Raw genomic sequence first — 23,006 nt, 5'->3', positions numbered from 1 at the left:
TTAGGACTTTTTACGGACCTGGAAAAAAGTTAATGCTTTCTGTCCCTTTATCAGGATGCGGATACTTTGTTTTCTCAGGGAGATATGAGCATCAGCCTTTGCGTTCTCTGCCGCCCGGTTTTTATAGGATGCAATAATATCCTTAAACGTTAGTATACCGGAAAGTGTATTATCAGCCGAAATGATAGGAATGATCTCCACATCGGCCTTGGCCATCAATTCAACAGCCTGGCGGAGCGTTTGACCCTGTCTGACGGTAACTGGTGTGTGCTTAATCAGACTAGCTATCGCTGTATCGGGTTCAAAGCTGCTGCTCAGCACGTCGGTAAGGCTGATGGTGCCTATAAATTCTTCCTCAGCGTTAACCACAACAAAATAATTACTTTCCAGATTGGCTATTGAATTTAACCATTCACGCACTTCCGCAATGGTATTATCCGCACTTAAGATAGTCGCGTCCTCACCGATGATATCCTTAACTCTTAATTTCTCAAGTAAGTCGGGTTCAAAAGAATGAGGAGTATGGATCCCTCTGCGGGCGATCTTTTCAGTCATGATGGTGTTTCGCATAAAGAAGAACGACACCAGGTAAGAGGCGGTACAAGCGCCAAGTAAGGGCAATAGAGCATTTGATTGCATGGTGGTTTCTAAGGCAAATGCAATAGAAGTTAAAAACGCACGCGATGCACCAGCAAACATGGCAGCCATTCCTACCAGGGCGGCTATCGGGATTACTACTCCGGCATCAGGGTGAATGATCTGGATGACAATGCCCAATATAGCCCCGGCGGCGCCGCCGATGGTTAGCAGGGGCGCCAAAGTTCCTCCGGATGTTCCGCTGCCCAATGCAATTGCCCATGACAGAAATTTAAAAAAGCACAGACTTAATAAAAAGATCAAAGGCGTGTCTCCTGATAGCACCTTCGTAATATTCTCGTACCCGACGCCAAGGGTATATGGATAGAAATAACCAATAATACCAACAGCTAAACCGCCAATAACCGGCCACCATATCCAGTGGATTGGTAGTTCCTCAAATGCATCTTCTATGTAGTATACTATTTTGGTGATACCAAGCGAAAGAACGCCTATGATTATCCCAATAACGCTGTATAAAGCAAGGGCCAGATTAGAAGGAAGCAATACATCAGGCATTGGAAAAACAGGCCCTGCCTCAAATAGCAAATGATGACCTGCCGCCCCCGTGATACAGGCCAGGGCTACCGGAATTATTGACTTTGGTGAGAATTCAAACAGAAGGAGTTCTATAGCGAGGAATATGGCTGCTATCGGACTGCCAAAAATAGCGGACATTCCGGCTGTTGCTCCAGCTGCTAAAATGATCTTTCGCTCATTCGGAGTAACTTTAAAAAGCTGACCGATAGTGGAGCCTAATGCGCCGCCTGTAGCAATGATTGGTCCTTCTGCACCAAAAGGACCACCGGTCCCGATTGAAATAGCGGAGGAAAGGGGTTTCAAATAAGTAATGGATGGTTTGATCTTGCTCTGGTTAACCAGGATCTGCTCCATAGCTTCCGGGATACCATGCCCGCGAATCGCTTTAGACCCATATAAAGCCATCAAACTCACCAGAAAACCACCAGCTGCGGGAATCAGGATTACCCATGCCCCTAACTGGTTATCGGCAGGACTGTAGTACTCCAATGAAAAAGTCCCGTAGAAGAAAAGATTGGTCACCATATCGATAAGATAAACCAACAGCTTGGCGATTACGCTGATTGCCAGCGCAATCAATACACAAACTCCGGAGATATGTAACAGCCTCTTTTTATCATAGCGTGCTAAAGATAAGCTTTGGTCTTGTTCTAATTCGGAGGCCAGACTGGTGGACACTGGAATTCCGTTTTCGAGGATGGTTTTCTTCATTTGCTTTGTCTTGCCTGTTCATTAAATCCGCGCTTTTCACAAGCGGTTTGATCAAAGAATCATGATTCGGGATATGATTTTAACTACCGGCCGTTTGATGCGATCTGGCACCCGATGATATTAATCGGCGTGTTTCCGTCAAATACCGGTCCGGACAAATATATAAGTTCTGATCTAGAGATGGAATTAGTACCAGACCGAGATGCAGTTAAACAAAAAAAACCGCCGGTAATACCAGCGGTTTTCACTATTACATATGATCTAAATTATTTAGCCAATTTAGCTTTTAAATTATCATCAATTGCGGCTAGAAACTCTTCAGTGTACAGATAGTGTTCGCCGTGAGTTACTTTGCTGCCGTGTATGTTTACAGCTAAATCTTTAGTCATCTTTCCGCTTTCGACGGTCTCAACACAAACCTGCTCCAAAGTTTTACAGAAATTAACCAATTCCTGGTTGTTATCCAGCATTCCGCGGAACTCTAAACCACGAGTCCAGGCAAAAATAGAAGCAATTGGATTTGTAGAAGTTGGCTTACCAGCCTGGTGATCACGGTAGTGACGGGTTACTGTTCCGTGAGCTGCTTCAGCTTCCATAGTTTTGCCATCCGGAGTAACCAGAGTAGAAGTCATCAGTCCTAACGAACCGAAACCTTGAGCAACGGTATCTGATTGCACGTCGCCATCATAGTTTTTACAAGCCCAAACAAAGTTACCATGCCATTTCAAAGCAGAGGCAACCATGTCATCAATCAGACGGTGCTCGTAAGTCAGACCGTTAGCTTCAAACTCTGTTTTGAATTCCGCCTGGTAGATCTCCTCAAAGATATCCTTAAAGCGACCATCGTATTTTTTAAGAATGGTGTTTTTGGTCGAAAGGTATAAAGGCCATTTTTTTAGCAAAGCCTGGTTAAAACAAGCATGAGCAAAACCGCGGATACTTTCGTCGGTGTTGTACATCGCCATCGCCACACCATCACCTTTAAAATCATATACATCATATGACTGCACTTCACCGCCATCTTCGGGTGTAAATGTAATCGTTAACTTTCCTTTTCCTTTAGCCAGGAAGTCAGTAGCCTTATACTGGTCGCCAAATGCATGACGGCCGATACAGATAGGAGCAGTCCAGTTAGGAACCAAACGTGGCACATTGCTCATAACGATCGGCTCGCGGAATACCGTTCCATCAAGGATGTTACGGATAGTTCCGTTTGGTGATTTCCACATTTGCTTCAGTCCGAATTCTTCCACACGCTGCTCATCAGGGGTGATGGTAGCACATTTAATTCCAACACCGTGTTCCTTAATGGCATTCGCGGCATCAATAGTAACCTGATCATTGGTTGCATCGCGATGCTCCATTCCAAGGTCATAGTATTTTATATCCACTTCCAGGTACGGGAAGATCAACTTGTCTTTGATAAATTTCCAGATGATGCGGGTCATCTCGTCCCCATCTAACTCAACGACCGGGTTGGCTACTTTGATTTTTTCTACTGACATATCGCTTGCTATTATGAATTTTATTAAGAAGTTCCAAAGATATAAAAATTGAATTTATGGGATGCTTAAATCCCTAAGTAGTCAAATCAATGAAAGTAAAAAATAAAGACCCGGAGGGCAGACAAAATTCATTGTAAACCCTAATCAGTAAATCCGCTTTTCACTGTAACTAATCCTAGTATAAAACACTGCGGTTCTGCGTCTGGTTTCATAGGGGTTTAGTAGGGGTTTCCTAGTAGTTTCCTAGTAGTTTGCTAGTAGTTTGCTAGTAGTTTCTTACCAGCATGTTACAAGGAAACTACTATGAAGGATATAGTATTTCGAATGATGACCTGGAGCTGGATAAAGAGCGATCGATTTCGAGTCTGTAGCCGACGAAGTTGTCATCATGGTTACTCTGTTAAAAACCAAAAGTGCTTCCGGGGGTTTTAATGTAAATCACTTTTAACCCCTAATGATCATGAGCAAACAAAGTAAGTTTCCTGAGTTCAATAAGCAGAACGAAGGCCAGGATAGAGATAAAACATTAAAGGAAGATCTGAATGCCCAAACCAACATTCATAACCTGGCTTTTAATGAAGAGGAGAACAGTTTTGAATTTGATGTAGATCCGCAGGATGGGGAATATAACCATCCGGATCCCTACAATACGGCGGTAAAGAATGGGGGTGACTCTGATTCAGATTACGATGAGGCCAATCCAACTGCGGTTGATGAGTACGAGAATGATGGTGATGTCGAGGAAGAACTGGATCATCTGGGAATGCACATTGATAGTGGGAAAATAGTAGAGCTTAGTCCTATTGATGAAGAACTTTCAAAAACTCCTGAGGATGACCGTGATGACCTGGATGAAGAAGGATATCCGAAAAACGATATGGATAAGGATAGTGGGGATAATATGAAATAGGGGTTGGAAATATTAGCGTTGATTACAAACAAGGAATTGCTAGCCCGGAGAAGTCTATTTTTTTCACGCAAAGGCGCAAAGTTTAAGACGCAAAGATCGCGAAGCTTAGTATCGGGCCATGTATTTAAATCGGGTGTTGACGCTTAGGCTTTGCGCCCTTTGCGTTTCTTACCCACTTTGCGTGAAACAAAATGTCCTTTAATAATCAAGATCTAAATTAAACCTCCGCCTGAATTCTTCAAGGCTGGGGTTTTTTTCAACCATGTGCTGGTATTTTTCGGCAGATGTATACAACCGCTTCTTATTGGTTTGCTCAATCTGCTTGGTTACAATATCTACGCTGAAGTTTTGAAGCTGAACTCTTAGAAAATTAAGCAGGTCTATCTTTTCATTGCTGAGTTGATTTTCCTGGATCTTATTCTCGATGATCAGCTCTATCTGGTAGTTGTCAAGCAGGGTAGGAGCATTGGATGTCATCAAGGTAAAAATGTTAATTTTCCCTTCCTGCTTGATTTTTTGAGCGTACTCATTCCATACCTTGAGCATCGTCTCCGCATTGAAATCACGTTTACTGTCTCCGCTTACATAGTCAATCTTTTCTTCCTCTTTTTTTGAGTAGTTAGCACTAAGGTCATTCAGATTAGGGATCAATGAGGTGCCAGCCATCAAACTGGGTTTTGGCATGGTGACCTTTGGCTTTTCTGCAGGCGGAGCTGGCTCTTCCTTAGTTTCTTCCGGTTCCTTTTTTTCAATGGGAACGGTAGAAGGTTCAGAGACTGTTATCGTTTTTATTTCAGGCTGTTTATAGTCAACAGGCTGAGAGTCAATGGTTTTTTTTTCGGAAGGAGCCGGCGGAATTACTGGCTCAGGTTTTTTTTTTAATGAGGCCTCTGGCGACGAATTTATTGGCAGAGCTGATAAATTCAGTGCTGATTGAATATGACAGAGTTTGATCAGGGTGAGTTCTACCTGTAAGCGCTGGTTTTTGCTTGTCCGGTAATTTAAGTCGCACTGGTTGGCAATATTTAGTGCAGATATTAGAAATGATGCGGAAGTTGCCTGCGATTGCTGCTGATAACGTTGTTTAATCCCCTCGCTTACTTCAAGCAGTTTTAAAGTAATGGGATCTTTACCTACCAGTAAATTTCTAAAGTGAGATGCAAGGCCGGTGATGAAGTGATTGCCATCAAACCCGTGGCTAAGTATCTCATCAAATATCACAAGCGCCTGGGCTACTTTCTCAGCAAGCAGGGCATCAGTTAACCTGAAATAATAATCGTAGTCAAGTATATTAAGGTTATCAATTACAGATTTGTAAGTGACGTTCTTACTGGAGAAACTGACAATTTGGTCAAACATTGAAAGTGCATCACGCAGTCCTCCGTCGGCTTTCTGTGCAATCAGGTGTAAACCGTCTGAATCAAAACTGACATCTTCCTTGCCTGCAATATCAGCCAGGTGCCTGGCCATATCTTCCACTTTGATTCTGTTGAAATCAAAGATCTGGCAACGTGATAAGATGGTCGGAAGTATTTTATGTTTCTCGGTAGTAGCTAATATAAAAATGGCATATGAAGGCGGCTCTTCCAGTGTTTTCAGAAAAGCGTTAAAAGCTGACTGCGATAACATGTGGACCTCATCAATAATATAGATCTTATATTTTCCGGCTTGTGGGGGTATCCTTACCTGCTCAATCAGGCTGCGGATATCGTCAACCGAATTGTTTGAAGCTGCATCCAGCTCATGTATATTAAATGAGTTACCGTTCTGAAAGCTCTGGCAGGAGTGACAAACGCCGCAGGCTTCACCCTGGTCAGACAGGTTTTCACAATTGATGGTTTTCGCCAGGATACGCGCACAGGTTGTTTTACCCACCCCCCGCGGACCACAGAACAGGAAAGCCTGAGCTAACTGGTTGTTTTTGATAGCATTTTTCAGCGTATTGGTAATATGTTGCTGACCAACAACGGTTTGGAACGTTGCCGGGCGGTATTTACGTGCTGAAACTATGAAATTATCCATCGCCGCTAAAATAATAAGAAGATATGAGATAAATGAAGGCGGATCAGCTTTCTGTGAAATTTGAGGATAAGGGCCGCCTGGATTTTTGTGGCTATGTTATGGAATGATTATTTTTAGAGGTATGAAGCTGCTCTGGAGCTATGGCGGTATTGGATGTATTTCTATAAACCCGGAGCTCCTCCGGAGCTCGGGGTGGCTCATCCAAGGTTATAAACATTACTTAATCCAAGCCGTTATAATGCTCCTGGAGGAGCTTCTTGCATTCCCCAAATGAAAGGGTTAATAATTCCGCTTAAGGTTGCTGCCTGATTTCGCAGATGTCTTTGATCCGGACAACAAAATCCCCTCCACCCCTTTTTACTGCAAACCTTATCCTGGCGGCTTGTGATTTGGTGTAAATTCAGTATTCTTAATGTTGCTTGGTTAGTTGGTGAATGATAACTGCCTGTAGTTTTAAATGATTGTCGCAATGGAGGAGTATAAGTCAGAGGATACAATTTACAATCTGGAGGATATTGATCTTTCGGGAACGTATTCTTATGCTGATTATCTAAGGTGGGAGTTCGACGAACGGCTGGAACTGATCAGAGGAAAGATCTTTACGGTGAGTCCCGGTCCGGCCACGATGCATCAGCGGGTTTCCATGAGACTTAGTGGTGAACTTTATAGTTTTCTGCAGGGTAAAGCCTGTGAGGTTTTTCCAGCGCCTTTTGATGTTCGGCTGCCCCGGACTACCCTCGATGATGAGTCAATATATACCGTAGTTCAGCCCGACATTTGCGTCATTTGCGATCGTTCAAAGCTGGATGGAAGAGGCTGCATCGGCGCTCCGGATATCGTTGTAGAAATACTTTCGCCTGGCAATAATAAAAAGGAGCTGAAGAATAAGTTTGAAGTTTATGAGGAAGCTGGTGTTTTAGAGTACTGGATATTGCAGCCGGCTGAAAAAACATTCTTTAAATACACACTCGCTAGCGGTAAATTTCAGCCGACACAACTGTTGACACTTGGGGATGAGGTGACGAGTTCTGCATTGCCTGGATTTAAGCTGAGCCTGGATGAGGTGTTTAAGAATTAGTTTGTTAGGTTTTTACCTTGTTAGCTTGTTTACCGTTACCAATTGGTAACTGTATTATGAATTCAGCATATTCGCCTTCCTTTGTATTTACTTTTAACTCACCTCCATGTGCCTTGACGATATCGTAGCTTAACGATAAGCCGAGTCCTGTTCCCTGTCCTGACGGTTTGGTAGTAAAGAACGGTTGAAAAATTTTATCAAGTATATTCTCCGGAATGCCTGTGCCATTATCCTTTAAAGATATCTCTACAATATGGTCAAGCCTCTTTGTTTTTACAGTAACAAGTGGCTCATAGGCCTCACCTCGTAATTTTTTCTTTTCATATACTGCATAAAAGGCATTGTTATATAAATTCAAAAGTACTCTTCCAATATCCTGAGGCAGGATCTCCAGTTTGCCAACCGTTGGATCAAAATCTGTCGTGAAATTGACGTTGAATTCCTTTTCCTTTGCTCTTAATCCATGGTAGCTTAAGCGCAGGTACTCCTCCGCTAAAGCATTAACATCTGTGAGTTCCTTTTTTCCGGCGCTCGACCTCGAGTGCTGCAACATTCCTTTAACTATGGAATCTGCCCGTTTTCCGTGATTGCCTATTTTCTTAAGATTTTCTGCAAGGTTATTAATGATTTCGTCTGCCTCGACTTTGTCAAGCACGGTTAATTTATTCACCACACCTTCCCTTAATTCGCCGAGCAGCTCGACAGTAAGTTCGGCAAAGTTATTCACGAAGTTTAAGGGATTTTGTATTTCATGTGCTATGCCCGCTGTAAGTTCTCCCAGGGAAGCCATTTTGGCGGTCTGAATTAATTGTTTTTGAGTTGTCTGCAATTCATCAAGAGCTTCTTCTGCCTTTGCCTTTTGTCTGTCAGTTTCTTTCTTTTGTAAATTCAGGATTCGATATGCCTTTCGCCTGTGTTGATTGCTCCTATATAAGGTAACCAGTATGACACTAGCCAGGGCAAGTATGGTGGCAAGGGCAATAGTTAAGTATCGCTGGTTTCTTTTCTGACTGCTAAGCATATTCACCTCTGCCTGTTTTTGCGAAACCTCATAATCGGTCCGCAGGTCGGCCATTTGCTGTACAGTTTTGATATTATTAATACTGTCTCTGTATGCGATATGCTTTTTGAAATGTTTGTAAGAGTCAGTTAGGCTACCTTCTTTCTCATACAGTTCTGATAGTTTAAGGCTGGCATCCCGAATTTGTTCCTTCAGGCCGTACCGTTCCGCCAGCTGCAGGCTTCTAGATGCGTATTTCAGCGCCCCCTTATTGTCTCCTTTATTCAGGTAGACGTCGGCCATTGAAAGAAGGTAATCACAAACCGGATAATAGTTCTGCCTTTGTTCCAGGATGAGTATGCCTTCATTCATGTATTTCTCGGCCAGGGTATTCTTGCCGATACTTGCATACACCATACCCATGTTGCCCAGACTAAAACCTTTCCCGGTGAGGTGCTTCATTTTATCAAAAATTAACTCCGCCTCTTGAAAATACAAAAGAGCTTTATCATATTTTTTAGTTTTGCGGAATTCATCACCGGCATTTAGAAGTGCAGAAGCAAGGTTAACTGAGTCAGCTGACTGACGTAGCGTAAGAATGGCTTTGTTATAATAGTTTATAGCAGTGGCGTGATTATTTCCGACGGAATAAATATCAGCAATGGCCCCGTATGCATCTCCTTCACCTGTGAGATAATTCAATTTTTTGGCCACTTCAGCACTTTTGAAGAAAGCATTCAACGCGGCATTCAGGTGGCCAAGCAATCGCTCTTTTGTTCCTTTTAGAAAATAACCGGCACGGAGATATTTGTCATTTCCTGCCTGTTCGGCTAAGGATATCAACTCCTCGGAATATTTTAAAGCTTGCTTTAGGTTACTAACTTCATTAAAAGACAGATTTACGAGTAAATCCATCCTGGCAGTATCTTTCAGAATTCCTTGCTTGTAAATTCGGGCAAGACTATCTGCTATCTTTTGTTCCTGAGCGAGAGAGCCAGAAATAAAAAACAAATTAAAGGCGACAAGAAGGTTAAAAAAAACTCTGTTTGACAATTTGTACCAGTAAAAATATTAGCCCTATATGTTCGGATATTTTGATTATGCCTTGTTCGAAAACCCTACCTACGGGTTTATTGCGTTTAGTGAGCCAGTTGGTGATGGTGTAAGTGTTTACTTAAGTTATCTGTTTAGGAGACTATCAACAGTCAACGGCTCGTTGAAAGTTCCTTTGCTGCAAGCTTATCCTTTGCGATTTGCCATCTTCGATAAAATACGATAGCGCTTAGTGTTGAAAGTATAAATCCAAAAAGTAAAATTGCTTCTGAAAGCGATAACAAAGGTTTTACAGGGATTTTCGGATCGACACGGGTTTTTTCGCCAGCCATGTCTATCCAATAGATATTGTAACCCCAATCGTAACCCTTCCACCTGGGCCTTATCATCATTTTCAAACCAGTTTTCGGAGTCGTAGGAAGCGGTTTCGTGAAGATGTACACCGTATTAGTATCCTTTGCTTCAATTATAAATGACTGGATTCTGGGGTCTCCGATAACCCACTCAACTCCTCCAGGCCAACCAACAAGAGGCTCGGCGGGTGGAGATAATCTACCCCTTGAATCAAGCTTTAATTCAATCTCCTTTGCTAAGCTGAGACTGTAGGCCACTGTTAGCAATAACGTTAGGATGGTCAATTTACATCTATAATTCATGGTTATAAGTTTTGGTGTAACTTTTAGACCTAATAGAATGACTAAAGCTCCTTACAAAAGTTGTAGATAAGACGATTAACGTGGGTCGGCCCTTCCCATTTGTGTTTCAGCTTTAGGTATATTTAATTGTCATCTTATCTTTTGCTTATTTTACCGAATAACAAAATGAGGGAGACAAAACTCACTACAGCAATAATTATTGGTAAGGGTGAAATGACTGTCGGTTTGACTGAAATCTTTGGATCGTACTCATATGGTCCGGTACCGTCTGTTGCTTTCCAAAAGATTGAATACTTACATTCAGCGTAATCGTCTGCGCCATTCGCAATTTTCGCCTTCCAGGATTTCTTCTTTCTGGCTGGAAGTTCTGAGAAAATTTCTGCGCCCCTGTCTACTACAATGTTTTCGATGGAAGCGACGTTTGAATTCTCCGGATCCGCTATTTTCCATATGACTCTCCTTCCTTTGGAAATCCAGGAATGACCATGGTCAGATAAATCTAATTTTCTTGTGGTCGGGTTGCCGTCATAGATTTTTATTTTTGCCATAATGAGAGAGTTTTAAAAGTTGAAATAATTGGGTGTCAAACAGATGTTCTCATGGAGGTAATGTAGTATCTTAAAAATAAATATATTTTATTGGAAATTGTTAGCTAAGCCTGAATATTTCATATGGGAACAAAACTCAGGATATAAATGCCAATTATTTGCGCGTTTGAGATTTAACTGTAAGGCGGGTTAGTCAAGTCTGATTTTCGGAAAGTTGAGTGAGTTTGTTGCTCTCTGAGAAACTTCTATACTCACCAGTAAAAATAGCAATAGCCAGCTTTCAGAATATTATCATAAACAGGCTTTTGTAAAACCCCTTGATAAATAGAAAAATATCCCTATTTTTGCGCTCCGCTACAAAAGCGGAATAATTAAAAAAAAACAAAGCACAATGCAACAGTACGAAACAGTGATCATTCTTACCCCGTTGTTATCAGAAGAGGCTGCTAAAGAGGTTGTAACCAAATTTAGCAAGCTAATGACCGATAACGGAGCCGAAGTTATCCATGAAGATAACTGGGGTTTGAAAAAACTAGCGTATCCGATTGAAAAGAAAACAACCGGTTACTATCACCTAACTACATTTAACGCTCCGGGTGAGTTAATTAACAAAATTGAGATTGAGTATAGACGTGACGAACGTGTTATGCGCTTCTTAACTATCTCCCTGGATAAGCATGCGATGGCTTACAGCGAGAAAAAACGCAGCGGCGCTTTCAACAAAAAGAAAGAAACTAAAACTGAGGGAGTAGCATAATGGCAAAAGATACAATTCAATACGTTACCGCTCCCAAGGTGGACGATAGTCGTAAAAAATATTGCCGTTTCAAAAAGAACGGAATCAAGTTTATTGATTACAAAGACGCTAACTTTCTGTTGAAGTTTGTAAACGATCAGGGTAAAGTTTTACCTCGCCGTTTAACCGGAACTTCATTGAAATTCCAGCGTAAAGTGGCTCAGGCAATTAAACGTGCCCGTCACATCGGTTTATTACCTTATGTTACTGATTCATTAAAATAGAGGGAGATAAGCGAAATGGAAATTATATTAAAACAAGACATCAAAAATCTCGGCGAGAAGGATGATGTTGTAAATGTAAAGCCAGGATACGGACGTAACTTCCTTATTCCTCAGGGTTTTGCTACCATGGCTACTATCTCTGCAAAGAAAGTATTAGCTGAAAACTTAAAGCAAGCGGCTTTTAAACAAGATAAGATCAAGAAAGATGCGGATGCAATTGCAACTCGTTTAGAAGGTGTTAAATTGACTATTGGCGCTAAAGCTGGTGAAAGTGGAAAGATCTTCGGATCAGTAAACACGATCCAGATTGCTGACGCTTTGAAGAAAGAAGGTTTTGAAGTTGACCGTCGTCGGATCACTTTTGAAACCGAACCTAAGTTTGTTGGTGAATACATCGCAAACTTAAACTTGCACAAAGAAGTGAAAGTTCAGGTTCCATTTGAAGTAGTAGCTGAGTAACTTACTCACCTGTTTATACCTTATTAAAATGCTTCCTGATATTTTCAGGGAGCATTTTTTGTTCCATATCCTGTTAGCGTACTCATTTCTAAATACTAAGTACTAACTACTACCTAAAAAATGGCCCGTAAGAGAACTGCGAAGACTAAAATGAAGACATCCTTTCTACGTATTGTGGCCAGGGTTTTCCTCTGGTTTTTTGCGATCACTATTCTTTGGGTACTGGTATACCGTTTTATTAATCCGCCTGCCACCTGGCTAATGGTGCAGCGTGGATTCGAGCGCAAAACTGATGGCAAAGAGTGGAAGATGGAAAAGAACTGGCTTGCTTTGGATGAGCTTTCGTCAAACCTCAAAAAGGCGGCTATAGCAGGCGAGGACGCCAATTTCTTAGCACATAATGGCTTTGATTTTGAAGCTATCGAGAAAGCTTATCAGAAGAACCAAATTGGGAAGAAAATGCGGGGTGGGAGTACGATTAGCCAGCAGACTGCCAAAAATGTTTTTCTATGGCCTGGAAGATCCTATGTTCGTAAGGGATTTGAAGCTTACTTTACGATCTTAATTGAATTGCTGTGGAGCAAAGAGAGAATCCTGGAAGTATATCTGAACGTTATTGAGACAGGTGATGGTATTTACGGCGCTGACGCAGCTACGCGTCTCTACTACGGTAAATCTGCGGAAAGCTTAACTAAGAGTCAGGCCGCATTGTTAATAGCGGTTTTACCTAATCCATTGCGATGGTCGCCGGCAAAGCCTACACGTTATATTTATTACAAGCAGAGACTTATTCTGGCAAATATGCGGGTGCTGGGAAAATTAAGTATCTAAAATCGGTCTGTGGATTCATATTGTACGGGGAGAATCGAAGTGTAGCCGATATTTCATCGCTTCCCCGAATAATTTACTTCTTTGCCTTTAGGAATTCCCTGAATAGCGGCTGTGCCTTCGAGGCCATAAATTCAGTGACGGTAAAGTCACTCAAGTTTTTCTTGTAAAACGGATCAGCCTGCATCCACTGTTCGACCTCTTCCTTACTTTCGGCTCTTGCTATAATTATTCCCCCTGTGCGCGGGACTTTCCTCCCGGAGGTGATGAAGTCACCGGCTTGATAGTGTTCATCAAGGAACTTAACGTGAGCCTTCATTGCTTCATCAAGTTCTTCTAAGGGCGCTTGATAATTTAGATCGATGATGAAAAGATTTTCAGGCATATGAGGCATATGGTTGGAGGTTATTGTTTAGATATCGCGGGTAGGGTTGCAGGCTTATCAGGAAGGGACATCAGGATAACCAGCGAGACGATAGGAATAAGAAAAGAGATCCAAAACCAAAACCAGAATCTTCGGCCTATGCTTCTTGCATAAAAGGCTGCAATTAGTTGAGGAGCAACCAGCGTCAGGAGCAGGGGCGCCAGGATAATTTCGAAGAACAGAAGAATAGCCGAGAAAACCATGCGTGAATCTCTAGGCTTCGCTCAAAGAGAAGATGCTTGCATGCCAGCTATCTTTCATTGGAACCTCCCACTTAGATTCCAGTCCAGCTCTGGTAGAAACCAGATTGTTGAAAACTGTGGTGTTTGCGTTAATGTCACCTGATTTTAGAAGTTTTTCGAATTCTTCACGATTGCAAGTTTTGATGGTTTCACCATCGCGATAAGCTAATTGGAACCGGTCGAAGAGGTTGATACCAAAGTCTCTTTCGAGCTGTAGCATCAGCTTTACAGATTGATCAATTGAGCAGCCTGTAGCCCCGGCCTGCTGCTCATCTACCGATAAAATTATGAACTGATTGTAACGGATCTCACCTGCTGCTAAGAGCTCGTTCCCGTGGGCCAGCCACTGAGAGGTGAAGCTATCAAGCTTCTGCTGTATTGCCTCTGTCTCAGAGCTATTTAAAACCCGGTTAGCCTGATAAATCCAGACCCTTGAATGTTCAGAAATATTCATGTTGTAAAGTTATCGAAATTATTAATTTTAGTGGGTCATACAAAAAACAGATGTTTGAATGCACTTCAAAGAAAGTTACAAGCACAAGATTTTAACGACGATCTGTTGCGCTGCAATGTTGTGGGGATTGCTGGCATTTAATGTGAATACCGTCAGTGAACTGGCACGGCAGACCTTGCTGAAATTGAATGCAGTACACTACCTTGGAGGCTCGGGAAGTAAGTTAAAGAAGTATGAATTGCTGATTAGCGATGATGGGTTTTTAAGATATCGCAGATATCTGGTAAATGGTCAACAGGAATATTATTCGTTCAATGTGGTGCGCTTCCGCGATCTTGATTATACAGGCAGCACCACTATTGGAACACTTACACTACAAACCCAGGATGAGGATGTAATTGTTCAAACTTACAATAACCCCAGAGGGAATATTGACTCGATGGCTTATCAGGTAAGCTTTCCTGTTAAGAATATTGAAGCAGAAGACCTGCACTTAATACGCGAAAATCTTCTGCAAATACGGAAAGAGTTACAAAGTAATTAGCCTATTGCTTCAGGTCGTTATTACAATCCGTTTGCCCTTACAGTGATCTCAGCAATATCAAGAACCCTTACTTCTTGCTCTTTATCTTTAACTTTTACCCCATCGGTAAGCATCGTCATACAAAAGGGGCAACCTGAAGCGATGATACTTGGATTCAATTGCAGCGCCTCTTCAATACGTTCAATGTTTATGTCTTTATTGCCCTTCTCTGGTTCTTTAAACATTTGAGCACCGCCTGCTCCACAACACAAGCCATTGCTTTTGCAGCGCTTCATTTCAACGAGTTCGGCATCTAATATTTCCAGAGCTTTACGGGGTGCTTCATATACGCCGTTGGCCCGACCTAAATAACAGGGATCATGAAATGTGATCTTTTTGCCTTTGAATGATTCACCACCCTCTGCTTTCAGCTTTCCTTCGTCAATTAACTGTTGAATTAATTGCGAATGGTGGATGACTTCGTAATTGCCGCCCAGTCCGGGATATTCGTTTCGGATTGTGTTAAAGCAATGTGGACAGCCAGTAACGATCTTTTTAATACTATAGCCATCCAATACCTGAATATTGGTCATGGCCTGCATCTGGAATAAGAATTCGTTGCCCGCTCTTTTAGCCGGATCGCCGGTACAGCTTTCTTCGGTGCCAAGTACTGCATACTTCATTCCTACATGATGCAGGATCTTACAAATATCGCGTGTAATCTTTTGGGCACGTTCATCAAAACTGCCTGCGCAGCCTACCCAGAATAATATTTCCGGAGCTTCGCCCTGGGCAGCCATCTCGGCCATTGTAGGTATAGTCAGTTTGTCCATTAATCAATTGTCAATTTGTTAATTTGATAATTTGTCGATTTGTCAATTTGTTAATCCGTCCATTTTTTTTGTAATCTTCCTGACATTTGCTAATTGACAAATTTGCTAATTCCCATCAGCCCAGTTAAACCTGTCTGAAGGTGAATATTTCCATGGAGCGCCGTTATTCTCTGTATTGCCGAACATGTTGTTCAGACTAGCGGGTGCCTGGGAGTCTTCCATTACTGAATAGCGGCGTAGTTCTACGATGATTGCCAGCGGGTCGATGTTCACCGGACAGGCCTCAGTACAGGCATTACAAGTGGTACAGGCCCAGATCTCTTCCTGGCTGATATAATCATTCAATAACGATTTTTCATCTTTAAAATCCTTGCCATGCTTGTCAATATTGCGGCCGATCTCCTCCATTCGGTCGCGGGTATCCATCATGATCTTGCGTGGCGAAAGGAGCTTTCCGGTTATATTTGCCGGACACACCGAAGTGCATCGTCCACACTCTGTACATGTATATGCATCCATGAGGTTTTTCCACGTCAGATCAGGAACATCTTTCGCACCAAACCGTCCGCCCTCAGCTACAACTTCCGGCGTAAATGAGGGATCAAGCATAGCCTTCACCTCGTTACTCACAGACGCCATGTTTGTGAACTCACCTTTAGGTTCAAGATTCGAGTAGTACGTGTTAGGAAAGGCAAGAATGATATGGAAGTGCTTTGAATAAGGGAGGTAATTTAAAAACGCAAGGATCCCGATGATATGAGACCACCATGCTGAACGTTCGATCATGATTAATGCGGATTCTGAAGAGGGCAGTAGGGGTGCTATCAGGCTGCTGATAGGAAAGGACCCAGCGTTAAAGTAATGTAGAGACGACAATTGTTGAAGGCGGTAGTCAGCAGCATTCATAGTTAGGAAAGCGATCATTAGCAAGGTCTCAATAATCAGGATGTTATTCGCGTCTGCCCGTGGCCAGTTGGTCATCTCTATCCCTGAAAATCTTCTGAGCTTTAAAAAGTTGCGACGTGCGTAGAACGCGATCACACCAACTAATACTAATGCGGCAAGTATTTCAAACGAGCCGATGAGTACGTTATAGAGTCCGCCCAAAGGAGATGCGAAGATGCGATGTGTGCCAAACAAGCCATCAATGATTATTTCAAGGACTTCGAGGTTAATGATGATGAAACCCGCGTACACAAAGAAGTGAAGCACAGCGGCTGTCGGTCTCTTAGTCATCTTCGTCTGGCCGAATGCAACCTTAAGCATAGTCATCAATCGCTCAGCCGGCCTGTCAGACCGGTCTGTAGGTCGTCCGAGATTAATGTTACGAATGATCTTCCGAACGTTAATAGCGAAAAGCACAATAGCCGCGATCAGGAAAACCAAAAATATAAGTTGTGGAATCATATATTTTGTCTAGGGTGGCTAAAATAGGTAATAAGTTTAAATCTAATGCGGTCAGCGCTACTTAATAGCGATTTTCAAAAGAATTTACATTTGTAGTAAGTTTTTTGAAAAAAGATTTTCATAACTGAAAAAAGAAGCTACATTTGCAGACCCAACGAATAAACGGGCGCGGTGCCATAGCTCAGTCGGTAGAGCAAAGGACTGAAAATCCTTGTGTCCCTGGTTCGAATCCAGGTGGCACCACCAAAGAAAAAAAAGCCTTTTAGAGAAATCTGAAAGGCTTTTTTATTTTGGCATATCCCGGCTACAACCCCGCATTATACTTAAGAAAGCATTAGCAGTTAGAAAAGAGGGTTCGATTCTCTCCTTATTTTCTGCACAACTCAATTTTTCTCTTTTTATTGCTTTATAATAAAATCTATTTGGGTTGAATCAGAATTTTCGCTAAATTTCTACTATCCAAACTGCTGTATTATTAATCATAATATCCGGCTCCACATATCCTCAGAAATCGTTTTTCGACCATTTTGAATCTGTTCGGAGCATTTAAGTCTACGTCTACCGTCCACCGTTGCTCTTATTAGCTTTTACGAACATCTTTTCTTTTTAATTTAAAGTTCACGCCTAACCACTTAAATCAAATGAAAAACTTTTATTTACTTATCGTGATTTTGATTTTTCCTCTAGCAGGGATTAGTCAAACAATGAATTTTTCAACCCAAAGGGGGTTCTTCCAAGCTCCTTTCCAATTAAGTTTGAGCACAAGCATAGCAGGTGGCTCGATACGGTATACCACCGACGGCTCAACGCCTTCCTCAACCAACGGTACTCTTTACTCGGGTGCCATTTCAGTTAGCAGTACGGCTGTGGTACGCGCGATAGGCTATAGTGGAGCTACGGTTACTCCTGTGACCACTCATAGCTATCTTTTTTTGGACAATGTTTTACAGCAACCGGCCACTATCTCCGGGTGGCCCAATCATACCTATGCACTTGGCTCTGGTACGGCGACTGCAGTGCATGATTATCAAATGGATCCTAATGTGGTTAATAGTCCGGCCTATAGCGGTGTGATTAAGGAGGGTTTACAATCTATTCCGACAATGTCCCTGGTTTTAAACCGTGACACGTTTATGAATTTATACGAAGGAGAATCGACTTTCACCGCTTCTGTAGAGATATTATATCCTGATCATACAAGCGAACAGTTTGACTGCGGTTTGGAATCGCACAGCCATAACCGTTTGAAGCGGTCCTTAAAATTAAATATTAAGTCTCTTGTCAGTTCTGAACTATTTAAGAAAGGCCCTCTGAATACAACCGGAGCAGCCACAACATTTAAAAATACAAAGATTGTTTTACGGGCAGGGAATAATCGTTCATGGGCACGCAACTGGAATCCCGATCGTACCTGCTATACCAGAGATGAGTGGTACAGAAGTTCCCAGCAAGTCATTTCAGGAACCGGAGGCAGAGGTACTTTTGTTCATTTATATGTGAATGGTCTCTACTGGGGGCTCTATAATCCAGTTGAGAGAACGGATGCGGGGATGCTTTCTAACTACTTCGGTGGTGAATTTGAAGACTGGATGGCCCTCGATCATGATGGTATCAGGAGTGGGGATCCGACCAGATTTAACTACTTAACCACCACTCTGATTGCAAAAGATATGACGGTAGCGGCAAATTATGCTGAATTGAAAGGGTACCTCGATGTAGATAAATTTTCGGATTATCTGATACTCACCTGGATGACCGGAATGACCGACTGGCCGGCTAATAACTTTCACGGAGGTAATCGTAATAATCCTCCTTCTCCTTATTTTTACAATGCCTGGGATTGTGAATGGTCATGGGATACTTCTAATGGCTCGAGCAACGGAGCATGGGTTCATCCGAGCTTCCGTACCAATCAGTCCACAAACACTACTGTTATCCCAATGATCTGGCATTCCATTAGGCGCAATGCTGATTTTATGCAGACTTTTTCAGATCGTGTTTACAGAAATTGCTTCAACAACGGAGGATTAACGGATCAGGCATCAAGGGCACGATGGGCACTTTTGAATAATTACATAAAAACAGCAATCATTGCCGAATCGGCCCGTTGGGGTGATGGGTTACAAGATGGAATTACCCGTACGCGCGATATTTATTGGACACCGGAAGTGAACAGAGTGGATGGATTAATGAACGGAAATGTAAATCGTTTTATTAATGCATTACTTAGTGAAGGTTACTACACCAATATTAATGCCCCTGTATTCAGTTCGGAAGGTGGTGAAGTGACACCGGGCTTTTTATTGACTATTAGTAATCCCAATACATCCGGTACCATTTACTATACGTTGAATGGCTCGGATCCCCGGGAGCCCGGAGGTGCGGTGGCTTCTACCGCCACAGTTTATTCAGCACCAATATCAATAAATGGCCAATTAACGCTGAAGTCCAGAGTTCTGAATGGAAATGCCTGGAGTCCTCTGCATGAAGCGACTTTCAAAATATCTAACTTAATAACTGGTCTGTACATCAATGAGTTTGTTGCCAGCAACACCAAATTTCCCGATGAAAATGGAGAGTTTGACGATTGGATTGAAATATATAATTCTAATAACCAGGCTATCGATATCGGCGGCCTTTATCTAACAGATAATTTAAGCGCTCTGAATGGCGCTCAAATTCCGACAAGCAGTCCAACATTAACCACAATTCCTGCAAAAGGATATATAGTGATTTGGGCGGATGGACAGCCAGCACAAGGCCCCTTGCACATACTTCCGAAACTAGGAAAAGGAGGAGAGCAGATTGGTTTATCGCAAATCGTAGGAAGCAATACCATCATCATCGATAGTCTTACCTTCAAGGCGCAGACGGATGATGTTTCAGAAGGTCGTTTCCCGGATGGAAGCACTTCCCTGAAAAAATTCTTTACCCCAACTCCTGGAAGCACCAATACAATCACCTTTAGATCGGGTTTATTTATAAATGAGATACTTGCCTCTAATCAAACATCTATTACTGATGAGTTTGGAGAACATAATGGATGGATTGAGATTTACAACAATAATAGTCAGCCTGTTAATATCGGGGGCATGTATATCACCAATAATCTGAGTGTACCGAATGCCTTTCAGATTCCCACCACCCAGCAAGCATTGACAACTATCCCGGCAAAAGGGTTTATCACTTTATGGGCAGACAATCAGCCATCACAAGGAGCTCTTCATCTGGAATTTAGTTTAGCGGCTACCGGAGGCAGCCTGCAACTTTCAGATATTATAGGTCCGGATGTATTTTTGGTTGATACAATTAGCTACCAGGCTCAAACCGTTGATAGATCTCTAGGGCGCTATCCGGATGCAAGTAAGCAAACTAAAATCTTTAACAGTCCGTCACCGGCTAGTCCGAATGTTTTGCCGCAAGTGTCAAATCTCTTTATCAATGAATTTATGGCAAGCAACTCTAAATTAGCAGACGAATTTGGAGTGTTTGAAGATTGGATAGAGATATACAATGCAAATGGTACTGCGGTTGATATTGGAGGTCTGTTTATAACAGACAATTTATCAAACTTAACCAAATACCAGATTCCTACCAGCCAGCCAGCCATAACCACTATTCCGGCGGGTGGATTTCTCAGATTATGGGCTGACGAAGAGCCATTTCAAGGAGTATTGCATGTGGGAGTGAAATTGAGCGCCGGTGGCGAGCAAATAGGGTTGAGCCAGCAGAATGCCAGTGTTGTAACTATTATAGATTCCCTGACTTATACTGCACAAACAACAGATGTTTCGAGAGGAAGACAGCCCAATGGCTCATCTACTTTTGTATACTTTACAACGCCTACACCTGGAGCGAGTAATAATACTGTACCTGCGGGCCAACAACTAATCAGTTTCACCTTGATAAATGCGAATACAGAGCAGGATATTCTAACCTTTACCAGTGGAACTGTAATTAACCTGGCAACATTGCCAACATCAAATTTAAATATCAGGGCAAATACTAGTCCGGCAACTGTAGGAAGGGTGGTTTTTGCATTGTCTGGTACACAGACCAGAAACGTATCGGAAACTGTCGCACCTTATGCTTTATTTGGGGATGTTAGCGGAAATTATAATAATTGGGTTCCGCCGCTGGGCAATTACACTTTAACGGGAACGCCGTATACTACTTCCTCAGGAGGGACAGCCGGAACTCCGTTAACAGCTAATTTTAGTGTAGTTAGAAATACTGGCAGCAACCAGCTACCTGTTGCAAATGCAGGTACAGACAAAACAATAGCGTTACCCGCAAATAGTGTAACTCTAACTGGATCTGGTAGTGATGCAGAAGATGGTACCAATGTTTCATTTGCATGGAGTCAGGTTAGCGGACCAAACGTAGCAGTGTTTAGCAATACCACAGTAGCAACACCAACTGTAAGTTCTCTTATTGCGGGTACCTATGTGTTTAGTCTGACAGTTAAGGATCAGAGCCAGGCGAGCAGTGTGCCTGACCAGGTATCAGTGTTTGTTACTTCCAGTTCAGCTCAGGCAGTAGTCAGTTTCACCTTAGTTAATGCAAATACCGAACAAGATATCCAGATAATTAACAATGGAGCTGTTTTGAACCTCGCTACTTTGCCAACCTCAAACCTGAATATTCGTGCCAATACCAGTCCGGGAATTGTAGGGCAGGTAGTTATGGCTCTATCGGGCGCTCAGGTTAGGAATGTAACTGAAACGGCTGCACCTTATGCCTTGTTTGGCGACGTTAATGGGAATTATAATAGTTGGGTTCCCCCATTGGGAAGTTATAGCTTAACAGGAACACCATATAACACTTCAAGTGGAGGAACCGCAGGTACTGCATTAGCTATCAATTTCAGCGTTGTCAGAACAGGGACTAACCAGTTACCTGTGGCTAACGCGGGGCAGGATATTACAATTAGTCTGCCATTGAATAATGTTACATTGAACGGCTCTGGAACAGACGCGGAAGATGGAACCAATGTGACCTATGCATGGTCGCAAACTAGCGGACCCAATACTGCCTTATTTAGCAGTACGACGGCAAAGACTCCGAATGTTAGCGGTCTGGTAGCAGGAACCTATATTTTCAGCCTTAGTGTGAAAGATCAGCAGCAAGCAACCAGCGCACCAGATCAAGTGACTGTAACAGTAAATCCAGCAAGCAGTTTGCAGGTTACCAGCTTTACCTTGATTAATGCTAATACAGAACAACCTATTCAGACGATTAGCAGCGGATCAACATTGAATCTGGCTACCTTGCCTACCTCTAATTTAAATATTCGTGCTAATACCAGCCCGGCAACCATAGGTCGGGTGGTTTTCGCTTTATCGGGGATACAGGTAAGAAATGCTACTGAAACCACAGCGCCCTATGCACTATTTGGGGATGTAAATGGAAATTACAATTCATGGATTCCGGGGATTGGAAGTTACACCCTTACAGCCACTCCTTATGCAACCAGTTCGGGCGGGACTGCGGGAACTATCCTTACCATAAACTTTAATGTGGTAAATCAGCCGGTACCACTGACTCTTGCTTCGATGAGCCCGTTGATGCAGGTTAAGTCACCTGTTTATTTTCCGCTGCAGGTATATCCTAATCCCGTATCAGAAGGCAGGGTAACTATTTCAAATGGAAAAGATATCGGAGGAAAATTAAGTTATACTTTAAGAGATCAAATGGGTAATCGGCTAAGCAGTGGAATAATAATGAGTGCCCATCCTAGTTCCAATGTTACATTTGACTTTTCAAAATACATGGAAAAAGTTGGCGTGTACTATTTGCAGTTAGATGGGGACAATCTAAAAACAGTGGTTAAGTTAATTAGGTAGTTACATTAATAATGCGCGCTGGTTTCACTGTTCTTTTAACAGAATATGATCGTGAACATTGACACCTGATAGCAATGAATTCTCAACGGCAACCAAACAGGCTTTCTCTCAGGAGGCCTGTTTTGCATTAAAAAATTCGGCGAAGAGTCCGGTTATCTGTAAACTAAACCTGATTAAACTATTAACATTTGTGAGGGGGTATTTTACTCAGATTTTTAACAGCTATACCAGGAATGTACTTTCAGTCTGGGGAAACTTAGTACATTCATGATCTCGTGTTCTTGCACTTTGATTCGTCTGATAGAAGCTAT

18 protein-coding genes and 1 tRNA gene are annotated in these 23,006 nt (G+C 42.4%); 9 read left to right on the top strand and 10 right to left on the bottom strand.

Annotated elements, in window-relative coordinates; genetic code table 11:
• Both AC1MCB_RS11480 and AC1MCB_RS11475 read right to left on the bottom strand, forming a co-directional pair.
• Window positions 1-1,887, bottom strand: a complete 1,887-nt coding sequence (locus tag AC1MCB_RS11480) for a chloride channel protein (protein WP_479964862.1) — start codon at window positions 1,885-1,887, stop codon at window positions 1-3.
• Window positions 1,888-2,153: 266 nt separating this feature from the next.
• Window positions 2,154-3,392 carry an NADP-dependent isocitrate dehydrogenase gene (locus tag AC1MCB_RS11475; RefSeq protein WP_479964861.1) on the bottom strand — a complete coding sequence of 413 codons (1,239 nt, stop codon included), beginning with the start codon at window positions 3,390-3,392 and terminating at the stop codon, window positions 2,154-2,156.
• A gap of 460 nt (window positions 3,393-3,852) precedes the next feature.
• On the opposite strand from AC1MCB_RS11475, the gene AC1MCB_RS11470 reads away from it, so the two are divergent.
• Window positions 3,853-4,302 carry a hypothetical protein gene (locus AC1MCB_RS11470; RefSeq protein ID WP_479964860.1) on the top strand — a complete coding sequence of 150 codons (450 nt, stop codon included), beginning with the start codon at window positions 3,853-3,855 and terminating at the stop codon, window positions 4,300-4,302.
• Between the two features lie 198 nt (window positions 4,303-4,500).
• On the opposite strand, the gene AC1MCB_RS11465 is transcribed toward AC1MCB_RS11470, so the two are convergent.
• Window positions 4,501-6,324 (bottom strand): DNA polymerase III subunit gamma/tau, encoded by a 1,824-nt coding sequence (locus AC1MCB_RS11465; RefSeq protein ID WP_479964859.1) that lies wholly within the window; start codon window positions 6,322-6,324, stop codon window positions 4,501-4,503.
• A 469-nt stretch (window positions 6,325-6,793) separates the two neighbouring features.
• Here AC1MCB_RS11465 and AC1MCB_RS11460 point away from each other — a divergent pair, with 469 nt between their 5' ends.
• Window positions 6,794-7,402: a Uma2 family endonuclease gene (locus AC1MCB_RS11460; RefSeq protein WP_479964858.1), complete on the top strand. Its 609-nt coding sequence runs from the start codon at window positions 6,794-6,796 to the stop codon at window positions 7,400-7,402.
• A gap of 4 nt (window positions 7,403-7,406) precedes the next feature.
• Here the strand turns inward: AC1MCB_RS11460 and AC1MCB_RS11455 are convergent, their stop codons facing one another.
• The 3 genes from AC1MCB_RS11455 to AC1MCB_RS11445 all read right to left on the bottom strand — a co-directional run bounded on the left by AC1MCB_RS11455 (window position 7,407) and on the right by AC1MCB_RS11445 (window position 10,659).
• Entirely contained in the window at window positions 7,407-9,455 is a 2,049-nt protein-coding gene (locus AC1MCB_RS11455) for a tetratricopeptide repeat-containing sensor histidine kinase (RefSeq protein ID WP_479964857.1), read from the bottom strand.
• Between the two features lie 152 nt (window positions 9,456-9,607).
• Entirely contained in the window at window positions 9,608-10,111 is a 504-nt protein-coding gene (locus AC1MCB_RS11450) for a hypothetical protein (protein WP_479964856.1), read from the bottom strand.
• A 134-nt stretch (window positions 10,112-10,245) separates the two neighbouring features.
• Complete coding sequence (locus tag AC1MCB_RS11445) at window positions 10,246-10,659, bottom strand: hypothetical protein (protein WP_479964855.1); 414 nt, start codon at window positions 10,657-10,659, stop codon at window positions 10,246-10,248.
• Window positions 10,660-11,050: 391 nt separating this feature from the next.
• On the opposite strand from AC1MCB_RS11445, the gene rpsF reads away from it, so the two are divergent.
• The 4 genes from rpsF (at window position 11,051) to mtgA (ending at window position 12,969) form a co-directional block, all read left to right on the top strand.
• Window positions 11,051-11,416, top strand: coding sequence for a 30S ribosomal protein S6 (gene rpsF / locus AC1MCB_RS11440; RefSeq protein ID WP_479964854.1), 366 nt, complete (start codon window positions 11,051-11,053; stop codon window positions 11,414-11,416).
• Window positions 11,416-11,679: a 30S ribosomal protein S18 gene (gene rpsR, locus AC1MCB_RS11435; RefSeq protein ID WP_479964853.1), complete on the top strand. Its 264-nt coding sequence runs from the start codon at window positions 11,416-11,418 to the stop codon at window positions 11,677-11,679. The genes rpsF and rpsR overlap by 1 nt, the downstream gene beginning before the upstream one ends.
• Window positions 11,680-11,694: 15 nt before the next feature.
• Window positions 11,695-12,138, top strand: a complete 444-nt coding sequence (gene rplI, locus AC1MCB_RS11430) for a 50S ribosomal protein L9 (RefSeq protein ID WP_479964852.1) — start codon at window positions 11,695-11,697, stop codon at window positions 12,136-12,138.
• Window positions 12,139-12,258: 120 nt separating this feature from the next.
• The gene (mtgA, locus tag AC1MCB_RS11425) at window positions 12,259-12,969 is read left to right on the top strand and encodes a monofunctional biosynthetic peptidoglycan transglycosylase (protein ID WP_479964851.1); all 711 of its coding nucleotides are present in this window, start codon (window positions 12,259-12,261) and stop codon (window positions 12,967-12,969) included.
• Window positions 12,970-13,042: 73 nt separating this feature from the next.
• Here the strand turns inward: mtgA and AC1MCB_RS11420 are convergent, their stop codons facing one another.
• Both AC1MCB_RS11420 and AC1MCB_RS11415 read right to left on the bottom strand, forming a co-directional pair.
• Window positions 13,043-13,351, bottom strand: a complete 309-nt coding sequence (locus AC1MCB_RS11420) for a YciI family protein (RefSeq protein ID WP_479964850.1) — start codon at window positions 13,349-13,351, stop codon at window positions 13,043-13,045.
• A gap of 252 nt (window positions 13,352-13,603) precedes the next feature.
• Window positions 13,604-14,086, bottom strand: coding sequence for an ABC transporter ATPase (locus tag AC1MCB_RS11415; protein ID WP_479964849.1), 483 nt, complete (start codon window positions 14,084-14,086; stop codon window positions 13,604-13,606).
• A gap of 58 nt (window positions 14,087-14,144) precedes the next feature.
• On the opposite strand from AC1MCB_RS11415, the gene AC1MCB_RS11410 reads away from it, so the two are divergent.
• Window positions 14,145-14,630, top strand: coding sequence for a hypothetical protein (locus AC1MCB_RS11410; protein ID WP_479964848.1), 486 nt, complete (start codon window positions 14,145-14,147; stop codon window positions 14,628-14,630).
• Window positions 14,631-14,650: 20 nt separating this feature from the next.
• Here AC1MCB_RS11410 and AC1MCB_RS11405 read toward each other — a convergent pair whose 3' ends face one another.
• Together AC1MCB_RS11405 and AC1MCB_RS11400 are read right to left on the bottom strand one after the other, a co-directional pair.
• Entirely contained in the window at window positions 14,651-15,442 is a 792-nt protein-coding gene (locus AC1MCB_RS11405) for a (Fe-S)-binding protein (protein WP_479964847.1), read from the bottom strand.
• Window positions 15,443-15,547: 105 nt separating this feature from the next.
• Complete coding sequence (locus AC1MCB_RS11400) at window positions 15,548-16,849, bottom strand: 4Fe-4S dicluster domain-containing protein (RefSeq protein ID WP_479964846.1); 1,302 nt, start codon at window positions 16,847-16,849, stop codon at window positions 15,548-15,550.
• Between the two features lie 170 nt (window positions 16,850-17,019).
• Here AC1MCB_RS11400 and AC1MCB_RS11395 point away from each other — a divergent pair.
• Window positions 17,020-17,095, top strand: a tRNA-Phe gene (locus tag AC1MCB_RS11395).
• 509 nt (window positions 17,096-17,604) lie between these two features.
• Entirely contained in the window at window positions 17,605-22,695 is a 5,091-nt protein-coding gene (locus AC1MCB_RS11390; RefSeq protein ID WP_479964845.1) for a PKD domain-containing protein, read from the top strand.
• The last annotated feature ends 311 nt before the right edge of the window (window positions 22,696-23,006 follow it).

The organism is Daejeonella sp. AP26 (assembly GCF_056680515.1).
The sequence above is the reverse complement of the archived record's forward strand: the minus strand, read 5'-3'. Positions and strand labels throughout refer to the sequence as shown.